Genomic DNA, 16,497 nt, shown 5'->3' with positions numbered 1-16,497 from the left:
CATGACGGACACTGCCGAGAAGTACGTCGCCGCCATCGACCAGGGCACCACGTCCAGCCGCTGCATCATCTTCGACCACGGCGGCGCGATCGTCGCCGTGGACCAGCGCGAGCACCGCCAGATCTTCCCCAAGCCGGGCTGGGTGGAGCATGACGCCACCGAGATCTGGTCCAAGGTGCAGGCCGTGGTGGCGGGGGCGCTGGCCAAGGCCGGGCTGCGCGCCGACCAGTTGAGCGCGCTCGGCATCACGAACCAGCGGGAGACCACGGTCCTGTGGGACCGCGCCACGGGCAAGCCCGTGCACAACGCGATCGTCTGGCAGGACACCCGTACCGCGGCCCTGTGTCACGAACTGGGCGGCACCGACGGCCAGGACCGCTTCCGCGAGCAGACCGGACTGCCGCTGGCCAGCTACTTCTCCGGGCCCAAGGCGGCCTGGCTGCTGGACCATGTGCCCGGTCTCAGGGACCGCGCCGAACGCGGCGAGATCGCCTTCGGCACCATCGACTCCTGGCTGATCTGGAACCTCACCGGCGGCACCGACGGCGGCAGGCACGTCACCGACGTGACGAACGCCAGCCGCACCATGCTGATGAACCTGGAAACCCTCCAGTGGGATCCCTCCATCCTCTCCGCGATGAACGTGCCCGAGGCGGTTCTGCCCGAGATCAGGTCGTCCGCCGAGGTCTACGGCACCGCTGTCGGCCAGCTCGGCGGGGTGCCCGTGGCCTCGGCGCTGGGCGACCAGCAGGCGGCCGTGTTCGGGCAGGCCTGCTACGACGTCGGCACCGCGAAGAACACCTACGGCACCGGCAGCTTCCTGCTGCTCAACACCGGAGAGCGGCCGGTGCCGTCCAAGAGCGGGCTGCTGACGACGATGGGCTACAAGATCGGCGGTGAGGCGCCGGTGTACTGCCTGGAGGGGTCCATAGCGATAACGGGCGCGCTGGTCCAGTGGTTCCGCGACCAGCTCGGCATCATCCGCACCGCCGACGAGATCGAGACGCTGGCGGCAAGTGTCGAGGACAACGGCGGTGCCTACATCGTGCCCGCCTTCTCCGGCCTGTTCGCGCCGTACTGGCGCTCCGACGCGCGCGGGGTCGTCACCGGGCTCACCCGGTACGTCACGAAGGCCCACCTCGCGCGCGCGGTTCTGGAGGCGACGAGCTGGCAGACGCGCGAGGTCGTGGACGCCATGTACCAGGACTCGGGGGTGCGGATCACCACCCTGAAGGTCGACGGCGGCATGACCAAGAACAACCTGCTCATGCAGCACCAGGCGGACGTCCTCGGCGTGCCGGTGATCCGGCCCCGGGTGTCCGAGACCACCTGCCTGGGCGCCGCCTACGCGGCCGGTCTGGCGACGGGCGTGTGGAACGACCTCGACGAGCTGAAGTCGCACTGGCGGCAGGACGCCCAGTGGACACCGGCGATGGAGGCACCGGTACGCGACCGCGAGTACCGCAACTGGCGCAGGGCGGTGGAGAAGAGCTTCGGCTGGCTCGAGGACGAGGAAGCCTAGCGTCGGGGCGCCTTCACGCGCGCGTGCCATGTACGTGGGGCACCCGCGCGCGTGCGCCCCACAGAGACCGCGGCCCGTACCCCGGTCGGCGGGGGTACGGGCCGTGCCGTGGCTCAGGTGGCGACGGCCGGGCGGTGGTCGGCCCCGTAGTCCATCGCATGCTGGACGACTCCGATCAGCACCTCCTTGGCCGACTCCCGGTCGCGGGCGTCGCACAGCAGGACGGGCACGTCCTCGTCCAGGTCGAGGGCCTGGCGGATGGCTTCCGCAGGGTAACGGTCGGCTCCTTCGAAGCAGTTGACGCCGACGAGGAAGGGTATGGCGCGCCTCTCGAAGTAGTCGACGGCGGCGAAGCAGTCCTCCAGACGGCGCGTGTCGGCGAGGACCACGGCACCGAGCGCGCCCTCGGACAGCTCGTCCCACATGAACCAGAACCGGTCCTGTCCGGGCGTTCCGAACAGGTACAGCACGAGGTCCTCGCGCAGGGTGATGCGGCCGAAGTCCATGGCCACGGTGGTCGTGTGCTTGCCCTCCACGCCTGTGGTGTCGTCGACCGGGCGGCCGGCCTCGGTGAGCAACTCCTCGGTGCGCAGCGGCCTGATCTCGCTGACCGCGCCGACGAGGGTCGTCTTGCCCACGCCGAAGCCGCCGGCCACCAGGATCTTGAGCGTGACGGGCTCGACCGGGGGCTTGCCGCGTTCAGAACGCCCGAAGATCATCGATCTCTTCTCCTGCTTGATGGTGGTCGGGCGACGGTCGGCCGTAGCCGCCGCCACCGGGGGTTTCGATGACGAGTACGTCGCCGGGAGAGACGTCGGCCGTGCCGCTTCCACCGAGTTCGGTGACCGTGCCGTCGGCCCGCTCCACCCGGTTGGCGCCGAGCGCGCCGGGCTCACCGCCCGCCATGCCGTACGGCGGCACGCGGCGATGCTGGGAGAGCGTGGAGACGGTCATGGCTTCGAGGAAGCGGATGCGTCGCACGCAGCCGTGCCCGCCGCGCCAGTGTCCGGCGCCGCCGCTCCCCCGCCGGACGGCGAACTCCTCGAGCCTGACGGGCAGCCGCCACTCCAGCACTTCGGGATCCGTGAGCCGCGAGTTGGTCATGTGCGTCTGTACGACGTCGGCGCCGGGAAAGCCGTCGCCCGCTCCGGATCCGGAGGCGACGGTCTCGTAGTACTGGTGGCGTTCGTTGCCGAAGGTGACGTTGTTCATGGTTCCGGAGCCCTCGGCCTGGACGCCGAGCGCGGCGTACAGGGCGCCGGTGACGGCCTGGGAGGTCTCCACGTTGCCCGCGACGACGGCGGCGGGCGGCTCGGGGGCGAGCATCGAGCCGGGAGGTACGACGATGTCCAGGGGGCGCAGGCAGCCGTCGTTGAGCGGGATGTCGTCGGCGACCAGGGTGCGGAAGACGTACAGGACCGCCGCGTTGACGACCGAGAAGGGGGCGTTGAAGTTGGTGGCGAGCTGCGCGGAGGTGCCCGTGAAGTCGATGGTCGCGCGTCGTTCGGCACGATCGACGTGCACGCGGACGCGGATGACGGCGCCCGAGTCCGTCTCGTAGGCGTACTCCCCGTCGTCCAGGGCGTCGATGACGCGGCGGACCGCTTCCTCGGCGTTGTCCTGGACGTGCCGCATGTAGGCCTGGACCACGTCGAGGCCGAATTCGCCGATCATGCGGCGGACTTCGTCGACGCCTTTCTGGTTGGCGGCGATCTGGGCGCGCAGGTCGGCGAGGTTCGTGCGGATGTTGCGGGAGGGGTGGGGCGCCTCGGCGAGCAGACGGCGGGTTTCCCCCTCCCGGAAACGGCCGTTCTCGGCGAGCAGCCAGTTGTCGAAGAGGACGCCCTCCTCCTCGATGGTCCTGCTGTGGGCGGGCATGGAGCCCGGGGCGATGCCGCCGATCTCGGCGTGGTGGCCGCGGGAGGCGACGTAGAAGAGGATCTTCGGCTCACTCTCCGTGTCCGTCGCGGAGTCGCTGTCGAAGACCGGGGTGATCACGGTGACGTCGGGCAGGTGGGTGCCGCCGTGGTACGGGTCGTTGACGGCGTAGGTGTCGCCGGGTCGCATCGCAGTGCCGCGGCGGCGGATGACCTCTTTGACGCTGGTGCCCATGGAGCCGAGGTGGACGGGGATGTGGGGGGCGTTGGCCACCAGGTTTCCGTCCGGGTCGAAGAGGGCGCAGGAGAAGTCCAGGCGTTCCTTGATGTTGACGGACTGGGCCGTGGACTCCAGCCGAGCGCCCATCTGCTCGGCGATCGACATGAAGAGGTTGTTGAAGACCTCGAGCAGAACCGGGTCGGCTTTTGTGTCGAGATCGGAACTCTGCGTAATCGCCGCGCGTTCCATGACCAGATGCCCGTCGTCGGTCGCCTCGGCCCGCCAGCCGTCGTCGACGACGGTCGTGGCGCCGGCCTCGGTGATGACCGCGGGGCCGGTGACGGTGTCGCCGGGCGGAAGGGCCTCCCGGCGGTGGAGGGGTACGTCGCGCCAGGCGCCGCCGGTGTGGAGGCGGACGGTTTCGGGAGCGGCGGGCCGGCCCTCGTAAGGGGCGAGGGCGGAGAGATCGGGGGGTGCAGTGATGCCGGTGGCTTCGACGGAGAGGGCTTCGACGACGATCGGTCGGTCGAGGGTGAAGGAGTACGTGGCGCGATGACGTTCTTCGAAGGCGTGCTTCATGGTGTCGGGCTCGGTCAGCTCGACGGTGAGGGTGGTGTCGGTGCCGTCGTAGCGCAGTTGGGCGCGGTGGGTGATCTCGATGCGGTTCTCCGGAACGTCCTCGGCGAGGAGTTCGGCGCGCGCGGCGGCCTCCAGGTCGTCGGCCGTCTTGCGGATGCCGGGCATCGAGGCGGCTTCCAGAGGTGCCTCGACGGACTGTTCGCGCATGGCCGTGGTGTCGGCGAGTCCGATGCCGAGCGCGGACAGGACACCGGCCATGGGGGGTACGAGGACGGTGCGGATACCGAGGGAGTCGGCGACCCTGCACGCATGCTGGCCGCCCGCTCCGCCGAAGGTGGTGAGGGCGTAGCGGGTGACGTCGTGGCCCTTCTGGACGGAGATCCGCTTCACGGCGTTGGCGATGTTGGCGACCGCGATCTGCAGGTAGCCCTCGGCAACCTGCTCCGGGGTGCGGTCGTCGCCGGTGCGCTCGCGGATCTCGCGCGCGAGGGCGGCGAAGCGGTCGCGGACCAGGGCGGCGTCCAGCGGCTGGTCCCCGTCCGGGCCGAACACCGCGGGGAAGTGGTCGGGGTGGATTCGGCCGAGCATGACGTTGGCGTCGGTGACGGTGAGCGGGCCGCCGGCCCGGTAGCTGGCGGGTCCGGGGTCGGCGCCGGCCGAGTCGGGGCCGACGCGGTAGCGGGAGCCGTCAAAGTGGAGCACCGAGCCGCCGCCTGCGGCGACGGTGTGGATGTCCAGCATGGGGGCGCGCAGCCGGACGCCCGCGATCCGGGTGGTGAAGACGCGCTCGTACTCACCGGCGAAGTGCGAAACGTCGGTGGAGGTGCCGCCCATGTCGAAGCCGATGACGCGATCGAAGCCGGCACGCTGCGACATGCGGGCCATGCCGACGATCCCGCCGGCCGGCCCGGAGAGGATGGCGTCCTTGCCGCGGAACTGCCCCGCCTCGGTGAGTCCCCCGTTGGACTGCATGAACATCAGCCGCACGTCCCGCAGTTCGTCGGCGACGTGCCGCACGTAGCGGCGCAGCACGGGCGAGAGGTAGGCGTCCACGACGGCGGTGTCCCCGCGCGGGACAAGCTTCATCAGTGGGCTGACCTCGCTGGAGAGCGAGATCTGCGGGAAGCCGATATCGGCCGCGAGATCGCCGATCGCACGCTCGTGGGCGGGGTGAAGATGGCTGTGCAGACAGACGACGGCCACCGCGCGGATCCCGTCGTCGTACGCCTGCCGGAGCGGGCCCGCGAGGGCGTCCAGGTCGGGGGCTTGCAGGACGGTGCCGTCGGCGGTGATGCGTTCGTCGGCCTCGATCACCCGCTCGTACAGCAGCTCGGGCAGTTCGATGCGACGGGCGAAGATGCTGGGGCGGTTCTGGTAGGCGATGCGCAGGGCGTCGCGGAAACCGCGGGTGATCACCAGGAGGGTGCGTTCGCCCTTGCGTTCCAGCAGGGCGTTGGTGGCGACCGTCGTGCCCATCCGGACGGCGTCGACACGCTCCCCGGAACCGCCGAGCAGTTCTCGCACGCCGGCGACGGCCGCGTCGGCGTACCGGGCGGCGTTGTCGGACAGCAGTTTGTGCGTGAGCAGGCGGCCGTCCGGGCGACGCGCGACGATGTCGGTGAAGGTGCCGCCTCGGTCGACCCAGAACTGCCAGCCTGTCACGTCACTACTCCGCTTCCGCGCCGGTCACAGCGCCCGGAGGCCGTTGATCACGTCGCGCAGAATACTCTCGTCCGGCAGCTCGGCCGGGGGTACCGGCCGCGTCACATGGACGAGTTCCGCGTGCACGAGATCTCCGATGAGAACGCGCACCACTCCGATGGGCAGGTCGAGTTCCGCGGCGAGTTCGGCGACCGACTGCGGTGCGTCACGGCACAGTCCGACGATCTCCACGTGCTCCGGGGCGAGCGTCGGGTCGCCATCCGGATCCCCCGCGCCGGGTTCGGTGCCGACCACCGCTATCAGATCGAGGCGGTGCTGTGCCGGACTCGTGGTGCGGCCGCGCGTCATGGCGTAGGGACGGACGACCGGCCCGGCCTCGTCGTCGAACCAGTGGCTTCTTCCCTGACCGTCTCCGCTCATGTCATCCCACTACCCGCCTGCGGGCAGATCGGTGCGCGGAGCGGTGCCCAGATGTACGCCGACCCGCTTGACCAGGAGTGTCATCTCGTACGCGACCTGCCCGACGTCGGAGTCGGCGTCCGAGAGGACAGCGAGGCAGCTGCCGTCCCCGGCGGCGGTCACGAACAGGAAGGCATCGTCGAGCTCGACCACGGTCTGCCGGACACTGCCCGCTTCGAAGTGGCGGCCCACCCCCTTGGCGAGGCTGTGGAAGCCGGACGCGACGGCGGCCAGGTGCTCGCTGTCCTCCCTGGTCAGGTCCTTGGACGCCCCCGTGGGCAGGCCGTCGCCGGAGAGCACGACGGCCTTGCGGATGCTGGCGACCCGGTCCACGAGGTCGTCCAGGAGCCAGTTCAGCTCCACCTTGTTCGTCTCCGTTGGGCCGGTGGCCTTCGGTGCGGTCATCGACCGTCCCCCTTAGTCGTTCCTGGTGCTGTGCCGTTCTGGGCGCCCTCGCCCGCGGCGTTCTCCTCACGGCCGCGCTGCCAGCCGCGCTGGAGCGAGGCCATCCGGCTGCGGACCTCGTCGGCGTCGCGGTCGGCGGGCTGCGCCGCGGGTTCGGGGCGCCGTTCGGGTTCCTGCTTCAGCTGCGGGGCCAGATTGGCCTGCCGTATGCGCCGGGGCAGGGGCCCTGTGCCGGGCCCGGGCTCCGGAGCCGCATCGCCGGGGGGCGGGGCCGCATCGCCCGGGCCGTCACCGGAAGCCGCCGCCGATGGCCGGGGCCGTCTGGGCAGAGCCGGGGCCTTGGAGATCTCGTCCGCGCTGCCCGCCGGAAGCGCCGTGCGCTCGTCGTCGGGGCCGGCGAGCCCGGTGGATCGCCGGGCCGCCTCGCCTCGCCGACGGGCCGGCAACGGGGCCAGTCCGCCCGTGTCGGGGCGGCGCCGGCCGGCAGCGGGCTGCTCGTCCGGGCCGCCGCGCCGGGAGCGCTGCTCGATGACAGGCTTGCCGTGCGAGCTGACCAGCTTGGGCGTCTGCCGCCGGGGCAGCGGTACAGGTCCGCCGGAGCGCTCACCGGCCGCCCTGTTGTCGGCGTTGCCGTCGTCGGCCCGCGGGGAGGCCGGCTGATGGGGCTCACCCAGCCCGGAGGCGGCCGGGTCGTCGGCGCTGCCGCGGGAGCGGCGCGGGCGGAACAGCCCGCCACGCTCGCTCTCCTCGTCCGTCAATGCCCCCGGGAAGTCGTCGATGGCGTCCAGGTCCACAGGGGCTTCCAGCTCGACCGGGCCGTCCAGCAGGGAGGTCGGCAGGCCGGGCAGTTGCGCCGGCGCGTGCGACCGGGCGGGGGTGAGGCTCGCCGCCTGCCCGGCTTCCTTCGAGGGGCGGTCCCGGTCGAGGCGGAAGCCGATGCCGTTGGTGTCCGGGACGTCGTCGGTGAGCAGCGCGTCGGGGATGAAGACGACGGCAGTGGTGCCGCCGTAGGGAGACGGCTGAAGGGAGACCCGGACGTTCTGGCGCTGGGCGAGGCGGCTGACCACGAACAGGCCGAGCCGGTCCGTGTCGGAGAGTTCGAACTCGGGCGTCTCGGCGAGCCGGAGGTTGGCGTCCAGCAGTGCCTCGGCCGCCATGCCCAGACCCCGGTCGTGGATCTCCAGGGTGAAGCCGTTGGCGACCCGCTCGCCGAGCACCTGGACGGCGGTGTGCGGCGGCGAGAAGACCGTCGCGTTCTCGAGGAGTTCGGCCACCAGATGGGTCAGGTCGGCGACGGCCGGGCCGGTGACGGCGACGCGCGGCAGGCGCCGGACCTCGATGCGCTCGTAGTCCTCGACCTCGGCGACGGCGGCGCGGACGATGTCCATCAACTGCACGGGACGGCGCCACTGCCGCGACGGTGCGGCGCCGGAAAGGATCACCAGGCCCTCGGCGTGCCGGCGCATACGGGTGGTGAGGTGGTCCAGGCGGAAGAGGTCGGCGAGTTCGTCGGTGTCCTCGGTCCTGCGTTCCATGGTGTCCAGCAGGGTGAGCTGTTTGTGCAGCAGCACCTGGCTGCGGCGGGCGAGGTTGACGAAGACCTCGGAGACACCGGCCCGCAGTTCGGCCTGCTTGACGGCGGCCTCGACGGCGGCGCGCTGGAGGGTGTTGAGGGCCTGGCCGACCTCGCCGATCTCGTTCTTGTCGTACTCCAGCCGGGGCACCTCGGTCTCGACGTCGACCTGTTCACCGGCGGACAGACGGCGCATCACGCTGGGCAGCCGCACTCCGGACGCCTCATGCGCCTCCAGGCGCAGCTGGCGCAGGTCGCGGATCAGGCTGCGGCCGACGCGCACGGACAGGACGATGGAGAACAGCAGGGCGACGAGGCCGAGGACGCCCGCGACGGCCGCGTGCACGATCACTCCGATGGCCACGGGGCGCATCCGGTCCTGGAAGCGGTCGCCGGCCTGGTCGTCGAGGGTGCCGAGTTCGTCGAGGACGTCGGCCGCGGCGGAGTCCCAGCTCTGGGCGGTGACGCCGCGCGGGGTTCCGGCATCGGTGCCGACGACGGTCTCTTCAGCCACGCGCAGCGGGGCGGTGGTGGCGTTCTTCCAGAAGCGTTCGTACCGTTCGCGCTCCCCGGCGGGCAGCAGCGGCAGGCTGGTGTCGTACAGGACGGTGCGCTGGGCGATGAGGTCGGAGATGTCGCGGGTCTCGTCGTGGGAGAGTCTGCCGACCACCAGCGCGGAGCCGAGCAGGGCGTCCTCGCGGGAGAGCAGCTCGCGGGCGCGGCTGATGTTGACCAGGGCCTGGCCCTGCTTTGCGATCTCGATGTCATCGATGCCGTCGAGGGCGGAGAGCAGGGAGTAGCAGGGGTCTATGAGCCGGTTGTAGAGGGTGAGAGCCTGGGCGCGGCTGACCGTGCGCTCCTCCACGCTGCGGCGCAGGGAGTCGAGGCCGTCGAAAGCGTCCAGGACGGTGGTGAGGCGCTCGATGCCGTCCGCGTCCATGCCGTCGAGGACATCGTGGTCCTTGGCGTTCTTGCGGATCTTGGCGACGGCCCGGTCGGTGGCGGCACGCGTGCGGTGCAGCGCCGAGAGGGCGTCGGCCGCCCGCGGATCGGCAAGGTATACGAGGGTCTGGCGGCGTTCCTGCTGCAAGACCCGGACCGTGTCGTCGGCGGGATAGCCGATGTTCTGCACGACGTCGGACACACGGAAGAGCCGGGTGACTTCACGCCCTGTGAGTACCGTGGCGAAGCCCCAGATGGCGGTCAGGGACACCAGCGGCACGAGAAGCAGCGCCACGATCTTCCGGCGGATCGACTTCCCGCGAAAGCGCATGGCCTCCCCCAGCTCGACCCCCACTGGCCGGGGGTACACATGTACGTCAACAAACGGCGCGAGCCTACTACCGCCCCACAGCTAACTCGAAGGCATGTCCGGAGGATGAACTTCCGCTCTGACGACGAGAGATGGCGAGTTGTCCGGGTATTGCGGGAGATTGCGCCCGGGATGTGCGTGCCCGCGCCGCGACCGGCCGAAGCAGTACGGACAGCCAGTTGGCTGGAATTTTTCGCAAGTAGGGAATCTTTGCGGGCCGTTGTTCGTCCTTCTCTATGGGAGATGGGGGCGGAATCGGCCACAGGAGCCGCATCCCGCGCCCCGGCGGCGTAAAACAGCGCAAGCCGGGCAGCCACTGGGGAGTCGGGGTCTTCGGGCACCGGGGCGACGGTCTGCTGGCGGTGGGGAGTGACACGGTGATGGGGACGGCGGAGCGGCGCAAGGCGCCCGAGGAGAGCGTGGCGGAGCGCTCGGCGGAGCGGTGGCGCCATCAGGCGCCGGATCGCGACATTCCGGTGCGTGAGCGTGCCGGGGAGTCCGCCGGCGGGCAGCAGGAGCTGTATCACCGGCCGTTGTGGGTCGAAGAGCCCGCGCGGCGGCGCCGGATGCCGGACCCGGTCCGTACGGCGGCGGTGCGGGCGGTGCTGATCATCGCGGTGACGCTGATCCAGGCCATGGTGGCGTTCCTGTGCACACTGGCCGGCTCCTGGCTGGCGTTCCCGATGGTGATCAGCAGCGTGGCCAGCACGGTAGTGGCCACCTGGTCCGTGGTCGACGTGTGGGTGACCCGCCAGGTGTGGAGCCAGCGGTACGGGGTGGTCTCCGAGCCGAGCAGCACGGCCCGCTCGCTGCGCCGCGAGCGCCGCGCCCGTCGACGCCAGGAGCGGACAGCCCTGCGGGAGCAGGAGCGGATACGCCGGCGGGGCGGCACCGGGCAGCTGTCGCACCCCTGACCCTTCAGGTGGGCCGGTTCCGGTGATCTCGGGCGCCCGGCGTCGGCCGTGGCCTCGTGCGGCTGGTGCCGGCCGCGGTCGGCAGGCCGGGCACTCCGCTCAGCGCTGGTCCTCACCCGTCCTCACAGTGCAGCCGGCCCCACCCGCTTCTTCGGCCCGCCCGAGTTCTCGCCGGGCCCGCGTGAAGGGGCGGGGCAGTCCGCGAAGAGTACGGCGACCGTGCGGCCGTCCCGTTCGTAGCGCGTGAGGGAGCCGCCCTCGCCCGGGCCGCCGTCGGTGCCTGACGGCTAGGCCGGCCGCTTGTACATCCGTGTCGCCGTGATCTCGCTGCGCACCGCTTCTCCGGCCTGCGCCTGCTGCGGCAGTCCTGGCCGGAGGTGTTCCTCCACGCTGATGTACTTCAGGCCCGCCCTGAGGTCGGCGTCGTTGCGCAGCCGGATGACCAGCGGGAACTCGGCCAGCGCGGTCGTGTCGAACAGGCCGGTGGTGTACAGCAGCTGCACGCCCAACGCGTCGGAGACGGCCCGCTGGAGCTCCAGCAGGTACGTCGCGTTGGCGCGGCCGATCGGGTTGTCGAGGAAGAGCGTGCCGGCGTGCCGGTGCTTGTCCCGCCCCCGGTCGTTCGACCGGAGCGCGGCCATCGTGCAGTACAGCGCGATGGCGGCGGTGAGCAGCTGACCGCCCGAGAACACGTCGCCCATCTGCCCGACGGGCACACGCTCGGCGCGCAGTACAGCGTCGGGCTTGAGGATCTCGACGGCCACACCCTTCGGCTGGAGTGCTGCCGCGACTCCCCGAAGCAGCAGGGACATCCCGTCGCGACGCAGGTCGGAGTTCTTCTTCACGGCCGCACGCGTGGCGTCGTCGATGACCTCGCCGAGCCGTTCGGTGAGGGTCGCCTGGTCGGGCTCCTCGAAGCGGATGCGCAGGAACTCCTGCCCCGACCACTCGCCGAGGCCTTCCGGGAGGCGGGAGAGCCGCTGGGCCGAGCGCAGGGTGGCGAGGGCCGACTCGACGAGTCCCCTGAGCCGGTCCACGATCGAGTCCCGGTTGCGCTCCAGCTGCGCCAGCTCGTCGGTGAGGACGCGCAGGCGGGGCGCGAAGGCATCCGCCCACTTCTGGGCGTGCTCGGGCAGGGCGGAGGCGGGCAGTTCGCGGATCTGCTGCCGGGCGGGGGTACGGACCTGCTCGTAGCGCGTGGAGTTGGCGTGCCGGACGAGCACGTCGCTCGCCTCGCGCACGGCCGACTCGGCGGCGGAGAGGTCGGCGGCGCAGCCGCGCAGCGAGCGGCGGGCCTCGGCGGCCGAGTGCCGGGCCTCCTCCAGGCTGCCCGGGTACGGCTCCGGCTCCTCCTGCTCCTCCTCGGGGGCGTGCTCGCGCAGCAGGTCGCGGAGCATCGCGGCGATCTCGTCGAAGCCGCCGGCCGCGTCCTCGGCGGCCCGGTGGGCCTCCAGCAGCTCGGCGTGCGCCTCCCGGGCCTCGGCCAGCGCCTCGGTGCGGGCGGCGAGTTCGGTCGCGGCAGTGCGCAGCAGGGCCTGGGCGTGCTCGGCGTCGCGCGGCACGAGTTCCTCGGGCAGCTCGGTGTGTGCCGCGCCGTCCTCGGGGGCGTGCCGCTCGGCCTCGCCGCGCAGCCGTCCGAGCTGCTCGCTCGCGGTGGACATCCGGGTCTCCAGGAGCTGCACCAGCTCCTCCGCGCGCGCGGCGGCGGCCTGCCGGGAAGGGCCGTCCGAGCCGTCCGGCGACTGCAGCAGTTGCTCGGCGCGGGTGCGGACCTTGTTGCTGAGCCGGTCGAGTTCGGCGCGGGCCGCGCTCTCGTCGCTCTCCGCGCGGGCCTGCTCGGCGCGCAGGTCGGCGCCGACGCCGACCTTCTCGTAGACCTGGGAGGCGGCCCGGTAGGCCTCGCGCAGGGCGGGCAGGGAGACCTTCTGGGCGTCCTCGCCGTCCTCCGGTACGTCGTCGGGGGCGCCGGCGATCTCGGCGCGCTCGGCGCGCAGCGCACGCGCGGTGCGGCGGGCGTCGTCGGCGGCGCGCTGGGCGGCACGGCGGTCCTCGTCGGCGGCACGGGCGCGCTCCAGGCAGGCCTGGGCGCGGGCCTCCGACTCGGTGGCGTCGTCGGCGAGTTCGCGCAGTTTCACCTGCCAGCCGGCGCGCTCGCGCAGCCGGAAGGCGAGCCCGGCGAGGGCATCGGCGGCGCGCCGGGCCTTCTGCGCCGTCTCCTGCCGCTCGTCGCGGACCTGAACGGCCTCGGCGGCGGCCTCGTCGGCCTCGGCCCGCGCGGTGCGCGCCTCGGCCAGTTCGGCCTCGGTCTCCTCGGCGAACGCGCGGGCGTCCCGGGCGGCCTCGGCGAGTTCGGTGAGCCGGCCGGCCGGGCAGCCGGTGCGCCAGGAGGCGAGGCGTGCGGCCAGCTCACGGTCCTTGCCGAGCCGGGTGGCCAGGGCGCGGATCTCCTCGTCGCGCGCGGTGGCCCGCGCGCGTAGCGCCTGCCGTTCCTCGTCGGCGGCGAGTTCGTCGTGCATGGCCGGGTTCGGCGGGACCAGGAAGACGTCACCGGGGGTCGCGTCCGGGGCCGGGGTGGGGGCGAGCAGCGCGGCGGCCGTGCCGACGGCCACGGCGGAGCGGGGCAGCAGGGCGGCGTCGCCGAGCGCCTCACGGGCACGTGCGTGTGTGTCCGGGTCGGTGATGATCACGCCGTCGACCAGTTCGGGGCGAGCGGCGAGCACGCGCGCGTGGTCGGCGGGGTCGACGGCCTGCGCCAGGTAGCGCCAGCCGGGCAGCGCGGGGATGCCCTGCTCGCCCAGGAACTCCACGGTGGCGAGTACGTCGGGGCCGGGCGGCAGCAGCCCGCCGTCGCCGAGGGCGCCGAGGATACGGGCGTCGTCGGCGGCGGCGGTGCGCAGGTCGAAGAGGTGCCGTTCGGCGGTCGACACGGCGTCGTCGAGCAGCTCGCGCAGCTCGTCGGCGAAGCGGTCGAGTTCCTCGGGGGTGAAGGGGCCTTCGGCCGAGGGGTGGGCCACACCGGACGCTTCGGCGTCTGCGGCCCCGGTACGCGTACCCGAGGCGCCCTGGCCGTCGGCCGTCGGGCCGGTCCGGCCGTCCGATGCGTCGTCGGCTCCCGACCGGGGTCCGGGCACACCGGCCCGCACCGCTGCGACGGCGCCCGGCAGGCTCAGCAGTTCCGCCAGCCGTTCCTCTGTCGCGAGGGCCTCGGCGAGGCGCTGCTCGGCCTCGTGGGCCCGCCCGGCCGCGGTCGCCGCGTCCGCCGCGCGAGCCGCGGTCAGCTCCGCGCGGGACTCGGCGGAGGCCGCCTCGCGGGCCTGCTCCGTCGTCTTGCGGGCAGCCTCACGGGCCGCGTCCCAGGCGGCCACGGCGGTCTTCTCGGCGTCGCTGGCGGCGAGCGCGGCGCGGGCCGGGTCGGCGTCCGGGGTGCTGTCGTCGAGCCAGCCCGCGCGGACCGCCTCGGCGGTCTCCTGCTCGACCTCGGCGAGGCGCTGGCGCAGGTGACCGGCCTCGCTGCGGGCGCGCTGCGCCTCGGTGGCGGCGGCGGTGGAGTTCCGGTAGGCGCTGTCGCTGACCTCCTGGAGGGCGGTGGAGCGCTCCTCCTCCTCGTTGGCGAGGGCCTCGGCGCTCTCGGCGGCCGATTGCAGGGCCCGTACGAGGTCCACGGCGGCCTTGGCGCGGGCGGCGAGCGCGGGCGCGGCGTCCCGCTCGGCCTCCTGGATGGCGGCGGACACGCGCGCGACCCGGTCGGCGGCGGCGCGGTGGCGCAGCACGGCCTCGGCGGCCTGCCAGGCGGAGTGCAGGGTGCGCGCGTCGGCCAGCTCGCGCTTCTGCGCGGCGGCGGACTTCTCGGAGGCGGCGAGCGCCAGGGAGGCGTGCCGGTAGGCGAGTTCGGCGGCGATCAGGGCGCTGCGCTCGCGCGCGCCCTCGGAGTGCGTGACCGCGTAGGCGGCGGCCGTGACGCGTTGTGCGAGGTCGGCGGCCCGCACCCGCTCCTGCACGGCCCGCGCGGACAGCCGCCGGGCCAGCGTGCGGGTACGGCGCTCGGCGCCTCCGTGGACGTCACGCGCGCGTGAGCGTGCCTCGGCGGCCTCCACGATCCGTCCGAGCAGGTCGGCCGAACCAGCGGTGAAGTCCCGTTCGGCGATCAGCTCGGTGCGCCGGCCCAGCTTGTTGCCGAAGCCGCTGACGAGGTCGGCGAGGCCGTCGGTGTCGCGGGTGTCGGTGACGGCACGCAGCAGCAGGTCGGTGAAGTCGGAGTCCTTCTTGACCGCGAAGAGACCGGCCGCCTCGCCCTCGTCGGCGTTCATCTCCCGCTGGTAGCGGAAGAGTTCGGGGTCGAGGCCGAGGTCGCCGAGGTGCTCGATCCAGCGGTCGTGGATCTCCTCCCAGTACACCTCCAGGTGCGGGTAGGCCTTGCCCGCTTCCATGAGGGCGTCGCGGAAGCCCTTCATGGTGCGGCGGCGTCCCTGGGCGCCCGAGGAGCCCTCGACGGGCGGCCGTACGGCGGTGGACTCGGCGACGGGCAGGTTGTCCAGGCTCAGACCGGGGCCGGGCCGGAAGGAGTACCAGGCCTCGGCGAACTTGCGCGGGTCGTTGGAGACCTGACGCCCGCGCCACTCGCTGACCTTGCCGACGACGACGCACTCACCGGTCTGCACATGCTGCCACTCCAGCGCCACGTGCCCGCAGTCGTCGGCGAGCAGGAACTTGCGCAGCACTCCGGAGCTGGCGCCGCCGAGGGTGTTGCGGTGGCCCGGCAGCATCACCGAGAAGATCAGCTTGAGCAGTACGGACTTGCCGCCGCCGTTCTCCAGGAACAGCACGCCCGCGGGCGCGGGACGGCGCGGCGGGCCGGACGGCTCCTCCTCGAAGAACTCCGCCTGTGTGGGCGCGGGGTCGGGCACGGGCTCGCCCACGCCCCGCAGGTCAAGCACGGTGTCGGCGTAGCGCGCACCGGCGGGCCCGATGGAGTAGAGGCGGACCCGGGACAGCTCGTACATGGCGGACTCTCGTCAGTCTTCTGGCAGATCAGGGAGGATTTCAGGAGTGCGAAGGCGCGTGGAACGGCAGCCCTGCGTCGGCCACCAGGTCCAGGTCGTCGGTCTCCTCGGCGGGCAGCAGGCTGGCCGTGCCGTCGGTGACCGGGACGACGCCCAGCTCCAGCAGTTCGGCCAGCGCGGCGCTGCCGGCCATGTCGCGCACCTGGAGCTGGTAGCGCGCAGTGGTCCGGTAGGTGCCGCCGTGCTCGTCTCCGGTGCGCTGCAGGAACCCCGAGTCGGTGAGGAAGCCCACGGCCTTGGCCACGATGCCCGTGGTGGAAGCAGCCGGCCGACGCGCGTCCTTGGTGGCGCCGGTCGCGCTGCGTCTGGCCCAGATCCGCCAGGCCGCCTCCAGTGAGGGCGCGTCGGTCGCCGGGTCGGTGTTCTCGCCCTGCTCCTCGGCGCGCTCCTCCAGGCGGCGGCAGGCCTGCCGGACGAAGGCGTCGACCCCGTTGACGGTGACCCGGCCGATGTAGGAGTCGTCGGCCAGGTCCTCCGGGCGCGGGAACGCCAGCGCGGCGACGGCGAGATGGGCCAGCCCGTGCAGGAACCGGTCCCCGGAGTCGGCGGCGGTGCGACGCGCGTAGTCGCCCATGCGGACGGCGAACACCGAGTCCTCGGCGGCCGTCACGGCCATCCCCGCGCGCGGGGACACCTCGAGCACGACGAGTCCGAGACCGGCGGCGACGGCGTCCGCGAGCCGCGCGAAGGCCGGGTCGTCGCGGTAGCGGCGCAGCAGCTCCGTGTACTCCTGGTCGCGCGCGGGCTGCAGCTTGGGCTGTAGCCCGAAGGCGACGAGCCGCGCCGCGTCGGCGGCGTCGGCAGGGGTGACGGCGGCGGTCGCCGGCGCGGCGGGGGTCTCCGCCTCACTCCACTCGACGTGCTCGCTCACGGACACAACTCCTTGCTCTTGAAACTGAGGGAGGGTGCAACTC

9 protein-coding genes are annotated in these 16,497 nt (G+C 72.6%); 2 read left to right on the top strand and 7 right to left on the bottom strand.

Annotation, left to right across the window (positions count from 1 at the left end):
* Window position 1: 1 nt before the first annotated feature.
* A complete protein-coding gene (gene glpK / locus AQI88_RS13335) occupies window positions 2-1,522 on the top strand; it encodes a glycerol kinase GlpK (RefSeq protein WP_066997090.1) in 1,521 nt (506 codons plus the stop codon).
* A gap of 113 nt (window positions 1,523-1,635) precedes the next feature.
* Here the strand turns inward: glpK and AQI88_RS13330 are convergent, their stop codons facing one another.
* From AQI88_RS13330 to AQI88_RS13310, 5 genes are read right to left on the bottom strand one after another with little or no spacing between them, the layout of a single operon-like run.
* On the bottom strand, window positions 1,636-2,241 hold the full coding sequence (locus AQI88_RS13330; protein WP_066997087.1) for a GTP-binding protein: 606 nt from the start codon (window positions 2,239-2,241) through the stop codon (window positions 1,636-1,638).
* On the bottom strand, window positions 2,222-5,860 hold the full coding sequence (locus AQI88_RS13325) for a hydantoinase B/oxoprolinase family protein (RefSeq protein ID WP_066997085.1): 3,639 nt from the start codon (window positions 5,858-5,860) through the stop codon (window positions 2,222-2,224). Before AQI88_RS13325 ends, AQI88_RS13330 begins: the two co-directional genes overlap by 20 nt.
* A 24-nt stretch (window positions 5,861-5,884) precedes the next feature.
* On the bottom strand, window positions 5,885-6,280 hold the full coding sequence (locus tag AQI88_RS13320) for a DUF742 domain-containing protein (protein WP_066997082.1): 396 nt from the start codon (window positions 6,278-6,280) through the stop codon (window positions 5,885-5,887).
* Between the two features lie 9 nt (window positions 6,281-6,289).
* On the bottom strand, window positions 6,290-6,724 hold the full coding sequence (locus AQI88_RS13315) for a roadblock/LC7 domain-containing protein (RefSeq protein WP_066997079.1): 435 nt from the start codon (window positions 6,722-6,724) through the stop codon (window positions 6,290-6,292).
* Window positions 6,721-9,570, bottom strand: coding sequence for a sensor histidine kinase (locus AQI88_RS13310; protein WP_066997223.1), 2,850 nt, complete (start codon window positions 9,568-9,570; stop codon window positions 6,721-6,723). The genes AQI88_RS13315 and AQI88_RS13310 overlap by 4 nt, the downstream gene beginning before the upstream one ends.
* A gap of 419 nt (window positions 9,571-9,989) precedes the next feature.
* On the opposite strand from AQI88_RS13310, the gene AQI88_RS13305 reads away from it, so the two are divergent.
* Complete coding sequence (locus AQI88_RS13305; protein ID WP_066997220.1) at window positions 9,990-10,523, top strand: hypothetical protein; 534 nt, start codon at window positions 9,990-9,992, stop codon at window positions 10,521-10,523.
* Between the two features lie 287 nt (window positions 10,524-10,810).
* Here the strand turns inward: AQI88_RS13305 and AQI88_RS13300 are convergent, their stop codons facing one another.
* Entirely contained in the window at window positions 10,811-15,523 is a 4,713-nt protein-coding gene (locus tag AQI88_RS13300) for a hypothetical protein (protein WP_066997076.1), read from the bottom strand.
* Between the two features lie 40 nt (window positions 15,524-15,563).
* A complete protein-coding gene (locus AQI88_RS13295) occupies window positions 15,564-16,454 on the bottom strand; it encodes a hypothetical protein (protein ID WP_066997217.1) in 891 nt (296 codons plus the stop codon).
* Window positions 16,455-16,497: the final 43 nt, after the last annotated feature.

The organism is Streptomyces cellostaticus, assembly GCF_001513965.1.
In the GTDB taxonomy this organism is placed as follows: domain Bacteria; phylum Actinomycetota; class Actinomycetes; order Streptomycetales; family Streptomycetaceae; genus Streptomyces; species Streptomyces cellostaticus.
Note: the sequence above shows the minus strand (reverse complement) of the source record. Positions and strands in the feature narration are given on the sequence as shown.